The sequence below is a fragment of the Bradyrhizobium sp. CCGB20 genome (assembly GCF_024199855.1).
In the GTDB taxonomy this organism is placed as follows: domain Bacteria; phylum Pseudomonadota; class Alphaproteobacteria; order Rhizobiales; family Xanthobacteraceae; genus Bradyrhizobium.
In genome coordinates, this window is record NZ_JANADN010000001.1 from 8,795,028 (window position 1) to 8,809,035 (window position 14,008).

At 63.6% G+C, this 14,008-nt stretch carries 15 protein-coding genes; 8 read left to right on the plus strand and 7 right to left on the minus strand.

Going from position 1 to position 14,008, the window contains the following annotated elements; genetic code table 11:
- Positions 1-106: 106 nt before the first annotated feature.
- On the minus strand, positions 107-991 hold the full coding sequence (locus tag NLM15_RS41480) for a dihydrodipicolinate synthase family protein (RefSeq protein ID WP_254123761.1): 885 nt from the start codon (positions 989-991) through the stop codon (positions 107-109).
- A 180-nt stretch (positions 992-1,171) separates the two neighbouring features.
- Here NLM15_RS41480 and NLM15_RS41485 point away from each other — a divergent pair, with 180 nt between their 5' ends.
- Positions 1,172-2,584 carry an FAD-binding oxidoreductase gene (locus tag NLM15_RS41485; RefSeq protein WP_254123762.1) on the plus strand — a complete coding sequence of 471 codons (1,413 nt, stop codon included), beginning with the start codon at positions 1,172-1,174 and terminating at the stop codon, positions 2,582-2,584.
- A gap of 8 nt (positions 2,585-2,592) precedes the next feature.
- On the plus strand, positions 2,593-3,258 hold the full coding sequence (locus NLM15_RS41490) for a GntR family transcriptional regulator (RefSeq protein WP_254123763.1): 666 nt from the start codon (positions 2,593-2,595) through the stop codon (positions 3,256-3,258).
- 65 nt (positions 3,259-3,323) lie between these two features.
- On the opposite strand, the gene NLM15_RS41495 is transcribed toward NLM15_RS41490, so the two are convergent.
- Together NLM15_RS41495 and NLM15_RS41500 are read right to left on the minus strand one after the other, a co-directional pair.
- Entirely contained in the window at positions 3,324-3,488 is a 165-nt protein-coding gene (locus NLM15_RS41495) for a hypothetical protein (protein WP_254123764.1), read from the minus strand.
- A gap of 148 nt (positions 3,489-3,636) precedes the next feature.
- Positions 3,637-4,593 carry a DMT family transporter gene (locus tag NLM15_RS41500; protein ID WP_254123765.1) on the minus strand — a complete coding sequence of 319 codons (957 nt, stop codon included), beginning with the start codon at positions 4,591-4,593 and terminating at the stop codon, positions 3,637-3,639.
- A gap of 192 nt (positions 4,594-4,785) precedes the next feature.
- On the opposite strand from NLM15_RS41500, the gene NLM15_RS41505 reads away from it, so the two are divergent.
- On the plus strand, positions 4,786-6,807 hold the full coding sequence (locus NLM15_RS41505) for a YgiQ family radical SAM protein (protein WP_254123766.1): 2,022 nt from the start codon (positions 4,786-4,788) through the stop codon (positions 6,805-6,807).
- Between the two features lie 17 nt (positions 6,808-6,824).
- Here NLM15_RS41505 and NLM15_RS41510 read toward each other — a convergent pair whose 3' ends face one another.
- The gene (locus NLM15_RS41510; protein ID WP_254123767.1) at positions 6,825-7,118 is read right to left on the minus strand and encodes a DUF718 domain-containing protein; all 294 of its coding nucleotides are present in this window, start codon (positions 7,116-7,118) and stop codon (positions 6,825-6,827) included.
- A 418-nt stretch (positions 7,119-7,536) separates the two neighbouring features.
- On the opposite strand from NLM15_RS41510, the gene NLM15_RS41515 reads away from it, so the two are divergent.
- Together NLM15_RS41515 and NLM15_RS41520 are read left to right on the plus strand one after the other, a co-directional pair.
- On the plus strand, positions 7,537-7,995 hold the full coding sequence (locus NLM15_RS41515) for an Rrf2 family transcriptional regulator (protein WP_254123768.1): 459 nt from the start codon (positions 7,537-7,539) through the stop codon (positions 7,993-7,995).
- Positions 7,992-8,705, plus strand: a complete 714-nt coding sequence (locus tag NLM15_RS41520) for a class I SAM-dependent methyltransferase (RefSeq protein WP_254123769.1) — start codon at positions 7,992-7,994, stop codon at positions 8,703-8,705. Before NLM15_RS41515 ends, NLM15_RS41520 begins: the two co-directional genes overlap by 4 nt.
- A 166-nt stretch (positions 8,706-8,871) precedes the next feature.
- On the opposite strand, the gene NLM15_RS41525 is transcribed toward NLM15_RS41520, so the two are convergent.
- Positions 8,872-9,501 carry a CPBP family intramembrane glutamic endopeptidase gene (locus NLM15_RS41525; protein WP_254123770.1) on the minus strand — a complete coding sequence of 210 codons (630 nt, stop codon included), beginning with the start codon at positions 9,499-9,501 and terminating at the stop codon, positions 8,872-8,874.
- Positions 9,502-9,922: 421 nt separating this feature from the next.
- On the opposite strand from NLM15_RS41525, the gene NLM15_RS41530 reads away from it, so the two are divergent.
- The gene (locus tag NLM15_RS41530; RefSeq protein ID WP_254123771.1) at positions 9,923-10,357 is read left to right on the plus strand and encodes a hypothetical protein; all 435 of its coding nucleotides are present in this window, start codon (positions 9,923-9,925) and stop codon (positions 10,355-10,357) included.
- Positions 10,358-10,516: 159 nt separating this feature from the next.
- Here the strand turns inward: NLM15_RS41530 and NLM15_RS41535 are convergent, their stop codons facing one another.
- Together NLM15_RS41535 and NLM15_RS41540 are read right to left on the minus strand one after the other, a co-directional pair.
- Entirely contained in the window at positions 10,517-11,014 is a 498-nt protein-coding gene (locus tag NLM15_RS41535) for an ABC transporter substrate binding protein (protein WP_254123772.1), read from the minus strand.
- A 320-nt stretch (positions 11,015-11,334) separates the two neighbouring features.
- Positions 11,335-11,532 (minus strand): hypothetical protein, encoded by a 198-nt coding sequence (locus NLM15_RS41540; RefSeq protein WP_254123773.1) that lies wholly within the window; start codon positions 11,530-11,532, stop codon positions 11,335-11,337.
- 259 nt (positions 11,533-11,791) lie between these two features.
- Between NLM15_RS41540 and NLM15_RS41545 the strand changes: the two genes are divergently transcribed.
- Positions 11,792-12,967 (plus strand): AraC family transcriptional regulator, encoded by a 1,176-nt coding sequence (locus NLM15_RS41545; protein WP_254123774.1) that lies wholly within the window; start codon positions 11,792-11,794, stop codon positions 12,965-12,967.
- A 9-nt stretch (positions 12,968-12,976) separates the two neighbouring features.
- Positions 12,977-13,999 (plus strand): LLM class flavin-dependent oxidoreductase, encoded by a 1,023-nt coding sequence (locus NLM15_RS41550; protein ID WP_254123775.1) that lies wholly within the window; start codon positions 12,977-12,979, stop codon positions 13,997-13,999.
- The last annotated feature ends 9 nt before the right edge of the window (positions 14,000-14,008 follow it).

Here is a 14,008-nt window from a genome sequence, read left to right on the forward strand (position 1 = left end):
GTTCTAAGCGCGGAATAGCACTGAACGGCAATCAACGATTGATGTCGCGGCGAGCGCAACACGCTGCGCGCGAATTCGCGGCAGCGTGTCACGGAATTTTCACATCTCACGCAATGGCGGGCGTGATCAGCTCGTCGAGCTTCCGCTTGAGCGCGGCGCCATCGGACAAGGCGCGGATCGGCGGACGCACGCGCAGCCAGCCTGCATCGCCGGTCTGGGCCGCCAGGATCGCCTTCAGCGTCGCGAGGAACGACGGCGTGTTCAGCACGACGTCGATCGCGGCTTTCATGCGTGCCTCGACATCCTTGCCCTCGACCATGCCCTTGACCAGCTCTGGCACGACGTTGGCCATGCCGCAGATGGTACCTGCGCCGCCGGCGGCGATCGCGCGGGTGATGTCGGCTTCGTTGCCGACGGTGATGGCGAGCTCGGGAGCTGCGGCACGGAAGGCCTGGAACTGCTTGAAGTCGCCGCTGGAGTCTTTCAGACCCGCGACGATCTTGCCGTAGCGCTTGCGCAGGTTGGCGGCGACCGTCGTCGGGATCGCAACGCCCGACACCTGCGGGATGTGATAGAGCGAAGCACGCAGCCGATCGTCGGCGACGCCATCGATGATCGCGGCAAAAGCGTCCTCGATACCTTCAGGGGTGACGCTGCGATCGAAGTAGGGCGGCAGATACAGCACGTGCCGCAGTCCGAGGCCGAGCACAGCGCGCGTCAATGCGATGCTGTCGGAGATCGCGGGAAAGCCGCCGCCGATGCCGATGCGCTCCGGCGCGACGCCGGCCTTGAGCACGGCTTCGATGGTCGCGACACGTTCGGTGACATTGAACGAGGTGCCCTCGCCGGTGGTGCCGAACAGCACGACGCCGTCGACGCCTTTGCCGAAGAGCTGCCTGGCGTGAGCCGCGAGCTTTGCGGAGTCCACGCTGCCGTCCGCCGCCAGCGGCGTTGCCGACGCCACCCAGAACCCGCGAATTACCTCCGTCATCTCACCACCCGTTGCTGCGGCCCCGGACTAAGCCTTTGATCTCGAAGGATCTTAGGGCGCAGTGTCGGACCTTGTTTTTGCTTTACTTTTTCTCTTGTACCTTACATACAAGACGGACGCAAATCCTTTCCGCCATCATCATGCGCCATAGGCGCAAACCAGATCCTGAGGAGGTCTCGCATGAACATGGTGACCCCCATCGAGCGTCCCGACCAGGTGCTCGGCGCGCTGCGCGACAAGCTCGGCGCAGCCGCGGTGCTGATCGGCACCGACGTGCCCGCGCGCAATTGCAACGACTGGAGCGCGAGCCTGCCGCAAACCCCGCTGGCGGTGATCCGGCCGGTCGATGCGCAAGGCGTTGCCGATGCGATTGCAACCTGCCGGCAGGCGCGCTTGCCCTTCGTGCCGCAAGGCGGCCTGACCGGGCTGTGCCGCGGTGCCTCGCCTGAAGCAGGCTGGGTCGCGATCTCGCTCGAGCGCATGACCGGCATCGAGGAGATCGATCGTGCGTCGGCGACGATGACGGTGAAATCAGGCACGCCGCTGGAGGCAATCCAGAAGGCCGCCGACGAAGCCGGCTTCTTCTTTCCGCTCGACCTCGGCTCGCGCGGCTCCTGCGCGATCGGCGGCAACCTCTCGACCAATGCCGGCGGCAACCGCGTGATCCGCTACGGCATGACGCGCGAACTGGTGCTCGGCCTCGAAGTGGTGCTGCCCGACGGCACCATCATCACCAGCCTCAACAAGCTGATGAAGAACAACGCGGGCTACGATTTGAAGCATCTCTTCATCGGCTCCGAAGGCACGCTCGGGATCATCACTCGCGTGGTGCTAAAACTGTTCCCGAAGCCGCGCTCGACCATGGCGGCGCTGTGCGCGCTGAAGGACTATGCCGCGGTGATCGCCCTGCTCGACGCAGCGCGAAGCGGGCTCGGCCCGCTGCTGTCGGCATTCGAGGTGATGTGGCCGGACTATTGGGACGTGATCACGAATCGCGCCGGGGTGAAGCCTCCAGTCGCGGCAGGCCACGGTCTCTACGTGCTCGTCGAAGCCCAAGGCACCGACGAAAGCCTGGATGCACCGCGCTTCCAGAACTGGCTCGAAGAGTTGATGGAGCGCGGGCTGCTGGCCGATGCCGCCGTGGCGCAATCGCTGGCACAAACGCAGGCGTTCTGGCGCGTGCGCGACATCTGCGCCGAGTTCGGCCAGGTGCTGGGGCCGCACATCTCCTACGACATCGGGCTTGCGGTGGCGCGGATGGACGAGTTCGTCATCCGCTGCAAGGCGGCGCTCGCTGATGGCATCAAGGGCTGCGAGAGCGTCTATTACGGCCATATCGGCGACGGCAATCTGCATCTCGTCTCATGGGTCACCGGTCTTTCCGTCGAGCAGCAGCCGAAGGAAGAGATGGACGCGATCATCTACGGCCTCGTGCGCGAGCTGGGCGGCAGCGTCTCCGCCGAGCACGGCATCGGCACGCTGAAGAAGAAGTGGCTGGGTCACGCCCGCAGCGATGCCGAGATCGCGCTGATGCGGACGCTGAAGGCCGCGCTCGATCCCGATCATCTGCTCAATCCCGGCAAGGTGATCTGAGAGAGCCGATGCGCTCCTTGAGGCTCGATACGCCGAAATCGCTGTCGCAGCGGGTGGTGCTGCGGCTGCGCCAGGCCATCATCGACGGCGAGTTCGCGCTCGGCGCCGCGATCTCCGAGGAGATGGTGGCGAACTCCTTCGGCGTCAGCCGCACGCCGGTGCGCGAGGCGATGGGCCAGTTGCAGGCGCAGGGGCTCGTCGTGATCCGGCCGCAGGTCGGCAGCTTCGTGTTCACGCCGAGCGCGGAGGACATCAATGCGCTCTGCACCTTCAGGATCGCACTTGAGCCCAAAGCCGCCGAGCTCGCCTTCCGCCACGATCGCGACGGTGCGGTCACGACGATGAGCGAGGCGATCGCGGCGATGGAGCCGGCGCTCGCGGCAAAGGACAATATCGGCTATGGCCGCGCCGATGCCGCCTTTCACGAGGGGCTGTTCGCGCATTGCGGCAACCGCTATCTCATCGAGTCCTATCAGCTCGTCTCCGGCCGCGTCGCCGCGCTGCGCACCAATTTGACCTCGCCGATCGACGTGCGCACCCGCTCGTCCTTCGAGGAGCATCGCAAGCTGCTCGATTTGTTCACGCGCGGCGAGTTCGCCGCCTTCGAAGCGCTGATGACCACGCACATCACCAATTCGGGCGTGGTCTACGCCAAAGCATTAAAAGTGGATTGAGCGCTTCAGATTTTGTTTGAGCATGATCTCTCCGGAAAACCGTTTCACACTTTTCTGGTCATGCTCTACCGCGCGTCGTTCGATCCCGGTCTGTCCAGGAAATCCAGTGCGGTGTTGATCTGCTCGAGCTGATGCTCGATCCTGTCGCGGTCCTCGACCGACGGCGCCTTCTCGAGCTGTTCGACGAGGCTCTGCTTTCGCAACAGCAAGTTCTCTATGACCGTACTCACAACTTCCCCATCGCCAGAGGCGAACATCGAGGCAATATCAACACCCCGGACGTGAGCGCGCGCGGCAGGGCTCCGCGCAGGCCCTCCATCAGAATGTTCACGGAGACAGATGGTTCCTGCGGGTGAGCCACAACGCATGCGGATGGAACTATCGCCGCAAGCTGGCCCAGACGCCGCCCAGGATCAGCAAGCCGCCGAGAAGGTGGATCAACTTCGGCGGCTCGCCCAGAATCGCAAAGGACAGCAGCGCGCTCGCGATCGGCCCGAGATAGAGCACGAGCGAGGTCCGCACCGAGCCGAACTTGCCGCCGAGCCAGGCAAAGCCGGCATAGGCGAGCAGGCCGGGAACGACCCCGGCGAAGACATAGGCCGAGAGCGCCTTGGTGCTGAAGACCTGGGCCGGCATCGCCCACATCTCCATGACCGCGAGCGGCAGCGAGAACAAGGCGCCGGCGCCCGAGAACAGGCTGATGCGCGCAAGCAGGGACGCCTTCGGTGCGGCGCGCGATTGCAGCAGGGTGTAGCCGGACCAGCCGAGCATCGCGATCACGACGAGGCCGTCGCCCGAGGCTGTCTCCAGTTCGATCAGCGTCTGCGGATGGCCGCCGGAAATGATGAGCAATGCACCTGATAGCGCGAGTGCCGTGCCGAGCCATTGCAGCAGGCCGACGCGCTCCATACCGCGCATGGCAGAGATCAACAGCACGGTGATCGGCGACAGCGCCATGATCAACGCGATATGGATCGCCGTTGTCGAGACGCCCGCGGCGTAGACCGGACCGCCGCACAGGAACATGCCCATGAAGCCGGCGGCAAGAACCGGCCAGATGTTCTTGCCGAGCGGCACGCGGCCGTCGCGGATCTTGGCAAGCGCAATCGGCGCGAGTCCGACGGCGACGATGCTCCAGCGAAAGAAGGCGAGCGCGAAGGGCGGCACAGAGCCCGCGAGCCCGCGCGCCAGAATCTGGTTGGAGGCCTGCGCGGTCGCCACCAGGACGAAGCCGATCAGCGCGATCGCGCCGAGCCAGGCGCCTGCGGACGATGCCGCGCCGGCGCTCGCTTTATGTCCGTCTTCAGACGTTCCTTCAAATGTCCCCTGGCCCATGAACCAATCGAATATCCGATGCGTGCTCCGGTGAGAACCCGGAAGACGGCTTGCTTATGGGCATATGCGGCGGTTGCAATGCTCCCCCGGTCGAGATGATGCCCGCGAGCCCGGATTGCCGTTAGGGGAACCGCAATCTTTCACGCGTCCGTCGGTTGTATTCGCGGCCCCGCAGCCCTATGCGTAGGCGCCATGGACACCCAGATCATCACCGCCGAGAAGCCCCTGATGGCGCAGGCGCGCCCGCGCAAGCCGGCGCCGTTCCTCCCCATGAGCCGCGCCGAGATGGATGCGCTCGGCTGGGACGCCTGCGACATCGTGCTGGTGACCGGGGACGCCTATGTCGACCATCCGAGCTTCGGCATGGCGATCATCGGCCGGCTGCTGGAGGCGCAAGGCTTTCGGGTCGGCATCATCTCGCAGCCGGACTGGCATTCGGCCGAGCCGTTCAAGGCACTGGGCAAGCCAAAGGTGTTCTTCGGCGTCACCGGCGGCAACATGGACTCCATGGTGAACCGCTACACCGCGGACCGCCGCCTGCGCCATGACGACGCCTACACGGCGGGCGGCGAAGGCGGCAAGCGGCCGGACCGCTGCACCGTCGTTTACGCCCAGCGCTGCCGCGAGGCGTTCAAGGACGTGCCGATCGTGCTCGGCGGCATCGAGGCCTCGCTGCGCCGGATCGCACATTACGACTACTGGTCCGACAAGGTGCGCCGCTCGGTGCTGGCCGACGCCAAGGCGGACCTCTTGCTTTATGGCAATGCCGAGCGCGCCGTCGTCGAAGTCGCGCAGCGGCTCGCCGCCGGCGAGGCACCGCGCGAGCTGAACGACATCCGCGGCGTCGCGCTGTTCCGCCGTGTGCCCGAGGACTATGCCGAGCTGCATGCCGACGATCTCGATTCCGCCGACGAGGGCGCAACGCGCCAGAAGGGCTCGACCGTCATCCGGCTGCCGGCACTGGAGCAGGTCGAGCAGGACAAGGACGCCTATGCCCGCGCCTCGCGCGTGCTGCACCGTGAAAGCAACCCCGGCAATGCGCGGCCGCTGGTGCAGCGCCACGGCGACCGTGATCTCTGGCTCAACCCACCGCCGATCCCGCTGACCAGCGACGAGATGGACGCGGTCTACGACCTGCCTTACGCCCGCGCGCCGCATCCGTCCTATGGCGACGCCAAGATTCCCGCCTGGGACATGATCAAGTTCTCCGTGACGATCATGCGCGGTTGTTTCGGCGGCTGCACCTTCTGCTCGATCACCGAGCACGAGGGCCGCATCATCCAGAACCGCTCCGAAGGCTCGATCCTGCGCGAGATCGAGAAGATCCGCGACAAGACGCCGGGCTTCACCGGCGTGATCTCCGACATCGGCGGCCCCACTGCCAACATGTACCGGATGGCGTGCAAGGATCCGAAGGTCGAGGCCGCGTGCCGCCGGCCGTCCTGCGTCTTCCCCGAGATCTGCCCGAACCTCAACACCTCGCATGACGACCTGATCCGGCTCTATCGCAAGGTGCGCGAGACCAAGGGCATCAAGAAGGTGATGGTCGCCTCCGGCGTGCGCTACGACCTCGCGGTCGAGAGCCCCGAATACATCAAGGAGCTCGTCACCCATCACGTCGGCGGCTACCTGAAGATTGCGCCCGAGCACACCGAGCGCGGTCCGCTCGACAAGATGATGAAGCCGGGCATCGGCGCCTACAACAAATTCAAGCGGATGTTCGATGAAGCGGCCGAGCGGGCCGGCAAGAAATACTATCTCATCCCCTATTTCATCGCGGCGCATCCGGGCACGACCGACGAGGACATGATGAACCTCGCGCTCTGGCTCAAGAAGAACCGCTATCGCGCCGACCAGGTGCAGACCTTCCTGCCCTCGCCGATGGCGACCGCAACCGCGATGTACCACACCGGCGTCAATCCCTTGCGCGGCGTGCGCCGCGGCGGCAGCGACAAGGTCGAGGCGATCAAGGGCCTGCGCCAGCGCCGCCTGCACAAGGCGTTCCTGCGCTATCACGACCCCGACAATTGGCCCGTGCTGCGCGAGGCCTTGATCGAGATGGGTCGCCGCGACCTGATCGGCTCGCGTCCCGATCAGCTCGTGCCGGCGCACCAGCCGCCCGGCACCGGCAAGGCTGCCGGCACGAAGCGGCCGATGCGTCCGGGCGGCAAGACGCAGCGGTTCACGACCAAGGGCGTGCGGGTGATGAAGTAGCGGGCGCTGCTCGCTTGCTAGAGATCAAGCACCACCTCTCCCGAAACGGCATCGGTGACGCCGCGTCCGTTGCCCTGGTCCTCGAGCACCGACCTGAAACTGTCGAGCGTCTTGATCATCGCCGCGCGTGCCGCAACCAGCGCGTCCTGGCTGGACCACGTGCCGATGAGGCAGAAGGTCTGCTTGCCGGTCTGGATGATGATTCCGCGCTCGAGACCTGGCCATTTGGCCTTGCCGTTCCGGTGCGCGTCGAGGAAGGCGGCTTCCTCGCCCTGCTTCACCTTGAACTTCACCACATTATAAACTTGCATAATGCGCCTCCGAAAAATGGATTGATGAAAGCGGGCACCGAGGTCGCGGCGAAAGGTGCAGATGGCCACCCGGCGATTGTTGCCCTCGCACGCAGCGCCGTCACCGTGACAAATCATCATGGCGACCGGGAAACGGCGCGCTGGCGAGACGCAGTGCGTCCAAAACAAAAATGTCGAAAACAACCCCATGCACAGTAGACGGCATGTGCGAGATCAATGGGTTACGCGCTTTGCGGAGAACGTTGACCCGTCGGGCAAAACAGGCGCATGATGGCATTATCGGCCGCGTGGGATAACGCGGGCCCGTACAGCTACTCCGTATCAATATTCTCCAGCTTTATACCGCGTCCGGCGCCCAGGCTGTTCGACGCGCCGACGCCGGTTGACCTTTGCCCCATCATGTAACATATAGAGTTACATGAAACGAGATAGCCGTTTATCCGGCGTGCTCCACGTGCTGCTGCACATGGCGCAACAGCCGGGCCCCTTCACGTCCGAGACCCTGGCGAAGGCGATGGACACGAATCCCGTCGTGATCCGCCGCATCATGGCGGGCCTGCGGGACCTCGGTTATGTCCGATCCGAGAAGGGACATGGCGGCGGCTGGACGCTGGCCTGCGACCTTTCGAAGGTGACGCTGCGCGACGTCTACATCGCGCTCGGCAGCCCCGCGCTGCTGGCCATGGGCAACAGGACGGAAGCGCCCGGCTGCCTCGTCGAGCAGGCCGTCAATGCCGCGCTCGAGAAGGCATTTCACGATGCGGAGGCGCTGCTGCTGGCGCGCCTTGGTGAAGTGACGCTGGCGATGCTGGGCGACGATCTGAGCAAGCGCCTCGGATCCCGAAAACTCCAAGGCATGAGCGCGCATCACGCGTGATCAGCTCCATTCAACAGGACGACATCGTGACCGACATTCAAAACGCGTTCGTCGATCCGCAAATGGTGGCGAAATACACGGAAGGACCGCCGCGGTTCGTGCCCGGCTACAATTCCATGCTGTCCATGGCGGCGATTCTTCTGGCGGAGCGTGCACGAGAGGATGCGCGTATCCTCGTCCTCGGCGCCGGCGGTGGCCTGGAGCTGACGGCTTTCGCGCAAGCGCAGCCGCGCTGGAGCTTCGACGGCGTGGACCCGTCGGCGGCGATGCTCGATCTCGCGAAACAAACGCTGGGATCGTTCGCTTCACGCGCGCGTCTGCATCAAGGCTATATCGACGATGCGCCGGAGGGGCCGTTCGGCGGCGCCACGTGCCTGCTGACCCTGCATTTCGTCGATGTCGAGGAACGGCGTCGCATAGCCTCCGAAATCCGCCGCCGCCTCATGCCGGGCGCGCCGTTCGTGACGGCCCATTTCAGCATCCCCGGCGACGACGACCAGCGGCCGCTTTGGTTCTCACGCTATTCCGCGTTCCTGGCATTCTCCGGCGTCGAGCCGGAGAAGGCAGCAGCCGCGCGGAACGCCGTCACCAACCATCTGGAAATCCTCACGCCCGCGCAGGATGAGGCGATCCTGCGCGAGGCTGGGTTCTCCGAGCCAAGCCTGTTCTATACCGGCTTCACCTTCCGCGGCTGGGTGGCCTACGCGTGAGACGCCACGGCTTCGTCAACACGCCGGGCATTCATGCAAAGCCGGTTACGCCAGGGCGTGCAGTCATCATTCGTAGCTCGCGACAGAGGTCGCGTCCGCTCTGCCCTCAAAACCGGACATCGCCAGTTCGCGCCTGCGAATCGGAAAAGGGCCAAAAGGCGACCTTTCAAAACGCGAAGTTCGCTATGTCAGCCAGGTAGTGTCCAAGAACTGCAGGCCAAAGTGCCCCGGATCGGCGGTACAAGATCATCAACAAGCCACCTGTCACCACAGCCGCGCCAATATTCCCGAAACCCGTCCACCAGTGATAGGCGCCAAACAAAAAAGTTGTTGCGAGAACCAAGGCATAGCCGTCATCCAAATAGCTCTGGAGCAGATGACGCGCACAGCGGCGGAATACGATCTCCTCACTAAAGGCAACTAGCCCAAGACCAAAAAAGGTATCGACGACATGTAGCCAGCCTTGCGCTTCAGGATATGCCCCGAGCACTGTTGCAGGTAGGACTCCATTAATGGTTCGTCGCATCCAACCACCCAAATAGTGGTCCGCGAGGACAATGCCGACAATCCAGATGGTCACTTCCCATCGCGCTATTCGAAGTGGTTCAAATCGGAAGGCTATCGTCCGGGCAGCAGGTATGGCGCTCAGAACTGCCAAAGCCCCGAGGCGGCCTGCGTAATCCCAAACGATCCATGCTGCCGGATCGGATTGTTGCAGTCTTACAATTTGCGACACAACCATTGGGAAAAGGGCCGCCGCGAACCAGAGAGGCGTGGGTATCGAGCGAGCCATCATCAGGTATCTTTAGCGCGGCTAATAGATTCACCGCAATGCGGCCTAGCGAGCAGGGCACGTCCGCTATGGGTCAAAAGCAGCTGTCAGCCAATCAGTCAGGCGGCGTCCGGCTTCTCTCAAGGAGCAGGCATGACGATGGTCTCGTGGTGTTCAGTTCAGGACCTAGCAGACCATCTTCCGTGACCAGATACGGTCTGCGCACGGAAACCACAGTTGAGCGGCGGCCTTCTCGGTACGTGGGGGAGCATCACCGGCGTTAACCCTGTCGGCAAATGAATCGCCATGGGTCGGCAGCCGTCGACAAGTTGCCTTATTGGCGCGGACAATTTTCAGCGGCACTAACCGAGGTTAGAGGCGCATTATGCTGAGAATGGCGTTGCTGGGCCTCCTTATCCTGCTGAGTGTAGGAGTGCTGTCAGCAATGGAGCTGAGAGCCCCACCGCGTCGCGCAGTCGCGATCGTTCAGCCACCTGCCGAGCAGGACGCAGGCATTTCCGCTTCACATGGCGCGCTGGCGAAGGCCGATCGCCTCGAAGTTGTTGCTGTAAGCCGCGAGATGCCGACACAGGCTGCTTTGGTCGAGGACCGCGTTGCTCTGCCAGAAGGCATCCATATCGGTAATACCGGTTCGTCCGAGCCGAAGCCTGTCGCCCGTCATCGGCACAATTCGAAGAAGATCGCGACCGCTGAGCATCCAAAACCCAGGCCCAAGCCCACGCCGAAACCAAAGGCAACCGTCGCCAAGCGAACTGACAATGTCCGGAGTTCAAAGGTTGCCAGCGATACCGAGCCCTGTCGGCTCAAGGCGTTTGGTGGCTTGCGCAAGGCATTGAATTCGACCGGTTGCGAAATCTGAGGACGCCTCTGCGCCTGGCAGATCGAATGATCTGAGCTCGTGGTCCGCTGCAGGGCAGAAGCACCATCCAGTTCGCTTGCTTCGAGCATCCTGTCTGCTCCGCCCAGCAGACCCATCGTGGCACGATCTCAACGTCGCTTTCGGGGTCAGAAGCGGAAGTTAGACTATTCGATCACCTCGTCCGCAAACGCCAGAAGGGCGGAGGATTTCGAGACGTTTCGCGCCGAAGTCATCGCGAACCATGGTTGCAACACCCGTCATGTTGCCGCTTGGTCGCGACAGGCTTTGCACGAGGCCGAGCCCCACGGGATCGGCGACAGCCACGAAAACAATCGGAATGATGGAGGTTGCTGATTTCAGGGCTTGCGCGGCCAGCGGTCCCGGGGCGACGAGCACATCGGGAGTTAAGGCGATGAGCTCGGCGGCTAAAGCTGACGTGCGATCCGGGGCGTAACGATATTCGACGAGCAGGTTCTTGCCCTCGATCCAACCCTTCTCCCTTAACCCGCTGAGCCATGCGGCGTGAACGGCGTCGCGCGCCGGATCATCTGCCCAAATGCCAAGGAAACTCATCCGCCGAGGCTTCCCTTGTGCATGCAAATGCCTCGGCTGAACCAGCAGCGCCGCAGTGCCCGCCAGGAACTCCCGCCGCTTCATTCGATCCTCATCGCAGATTGAGGACGACGGGACGCAGAGTATCACGTCTCGATAGTTGCTGCACTCGCAGCGGGCGGGTACGGTCGTATGGGCGGAGGACCGGTACGGGTCACCGAACGACCTAACGTGAGCAAATCCGGTACGCCATGCCTTGACTGAACGGACCTCAGCGGGTGGGTCGCCACTTCCCAGATGGGGCTCAAGCCGTCCAACCGTGGGGCCTAATCTGCTTCTCACTGGGGAGCGGCACTTGCGGGGACAGCCTTCCATGCTGCCATCTTCGCGAAGGGGGGCCGGGTGAACGCCGCAATTTCCGACCTTCAGAGTTCGCCGACGGCACAGAGCGACGACATTTCCGCAAGACGGCTCGCTTGCGAAGCAAAATCCTCGAAGGCTGCGACCGCGTCGCGCATGTTGTGGCAGCCGCGACTGTCGAGCGACGAGTCGACGCGAAGGTCGAACAGCTCCATCCAGAACAACGGGCTGTCAGGCAAGCCGGCTCCCAGCGCTTCGAACATGCTGATCTCGCAATCCCCGACCCGTTCGAGTGCAACCGTCCGGGAACCATGGGCGATATGAGGAATTCCGAGCAACTTTCCGTAGCCTCGCAGTATCTTCACGTTGATGGGCGGCGTGGCGCCGTCACTGCTGGACATCAAGGCCTTCGATATTCTTGGAGAGGATGGGGGTGCCCCCGAGGACAAAACACCAGTCTCAGGGCAGGCGACTGATTTAAGTCACACGGCACCGGCATTCTTGTTATCTTGAGCCAATAACTTGATTTTGCGTGCCGCGATCGCGCTCCCAACAACAGAACGACGAAAAGGGTTCGCTGTGCCTGCTGCCCGTTCGCCTCAGTTCCAATCGCTGCCCAGTGCCACCGGCGCGATCGCACGCCTGGTCTGGGCCCGCCTGCTGGAGGTCGGCATCCAGGCGGACAGTCTGTTGTCCAGGGTCGGATTGACGCGCGCGCAGATCGAAGATCGCAAGGCGCGCCTTGGCGCTGAAAGCCAGATCCGATTTGTGGAGCTTGGTGCCGAGGCGCTGCAGGACGACACGCTCGGATTTCATCTGGCACGGGACTTCGACCTGCGAGAAATCGGCCTGCTTTACTATGTCACCGCGTCCTCCGGCACGGTCGCCGAAGCCTTGTCCAAAGCGGAGCGCTATTGCCACCTCGCCAATGAAGGGGTTTCGCTGCGATTCGCCGCGAAGGAGATGAAAATTGCGCTGAGATATGTCGGCATGGATCGGCGATCGGACCGGCACCAGATCGAATTCTGGCTGACCACCATCATTCGAATCAACCGCGTCCTGACCAACCGCCGGCTGGTCCCGAGCCAGGTCCGGGTCGCCCATCGCCGCCGCACGACACCCGCGGACGTCAAGTCGTTCATGGGGTGCGAGATCGAGTTCGGTTGCGACGTCGACGAGATCATCTTCCCTCAATCAACGGGCCTCATCCCGATCGAGAGCGCTGACCACTATCTGAACGATCTGCTGGTCGCCTATTGCGAAGAGGCGCTGGCGCACCGCAAGTCGCGCGCGACCTCGCTCAGATCGAGCGTCGAAAATGCGATCGCCCCCCTGCTCCCGCATCGCGAGGCACGGGTCGAAGAGATCGCCCGCCGCTTAGGCATGAGCCATCGCACGCTGGTGCGGCGCCTCGCTTTGGAGGGATTGACCTTCAGCGGCGTCCTTGACGAGATGAAGATCGATCTCGCCAAGAGCTATCTGAAGAACGACGAACTGCCTATTTCGCAAACCGCCTGGCTGCTCGGCTACGGAGAAGTCAGCGCGTTCACCCACGCCTTCAAGCGCTGGACCGGAATGACGCCAAGGCAATGGCGTGCCCTGGACACCCCCAAACCGGACCACGACGCAGGCGACGGGCCCGCTCGTGACCCGGTTTCCTCCGAGATGCCCATCGCAAATCGCCGAGACCATCCTTAAATTGCCCCCATGAAGAAAATCGGATTCCTGTCCTTCGGACACTGGACGCCCTCGCCGCAGTCGCAGACCCGCTCGGCCGCGGACACGCTGCTGCAATCCATCGAGCTTGCCGTCGCGGCGGAGCAGTTAGGGGCGGACGGCGCTTACTTCCGTGTGCATCATTTCGCACGCCAGCTCGCCTCGCCCTTTCCGCTGCTCGCCGCGGTCGGTGCGAAAACCAGCAAGATCGAGATCGGCACCGCCGTCATCGACATGCGCTACGAGAACCCGCTCTACATGGTGGAGGATGCCGGCAGCGCCGATCTCATCGCCGGCGGGCGGCTCCAGCTCGGCATCAGCCGCGGCTCGCCCGAGCAGGTGATCGACGGCTGGCGCTACTTTGGTTATCGCCCGGCCGACGGCCAGAGCGATGCCGACATGGGCCGGCGCCATGCAGAGGTCTTCCTCGATCTGCTCCGCGGCGAAGGCTTTGCCGAGCCCAATCCGCAGCCGATGTTTCCGAACCCGCCGGGCCTGTTGCGCCTGGAGCCGCATGCCGCGGGCCTGCGCGAACGGATCTGGTGGGGCGCCGGCTCGAACGCCACCGCGGTGTGGGCGGCGAAGCTCGGCATGAACTTGCAGAGCTCGACGCTGAAGAACGACGAGACCGGCGAAGCCTTTCACGTGCAGCAGGCCGCCCAGATCCGTAGCTTTCGCGCCGCGTGGAAGGAAGCCGGCCACACGCGTGAACCTCGCGTGTCCGTCAGCCGCAGCATCTTCGCGCTGATGAACGATCGCGACCGCGCCTATTTCGGCGGCGAGCGCGGCGGCGAGGACCAAATCGGCTTCATCGACCCGCAAACCCGCGCGATCTTTGGCCGGAGTTATGCGTCCGAGCCGGACGCACTGATCGAGCAGCTCCGGCAGGACGAGGCGATTGCGGAGGCGGACACGTTGCTGCTGACGATCCCCAATCAGCTCGGCGTTGACTACTGCGCGCATGCGATCGAGGCGATCCTCACGCAGGTGGCGCCGGCGCTGGGGTGGCGGTGAGGCATTAGC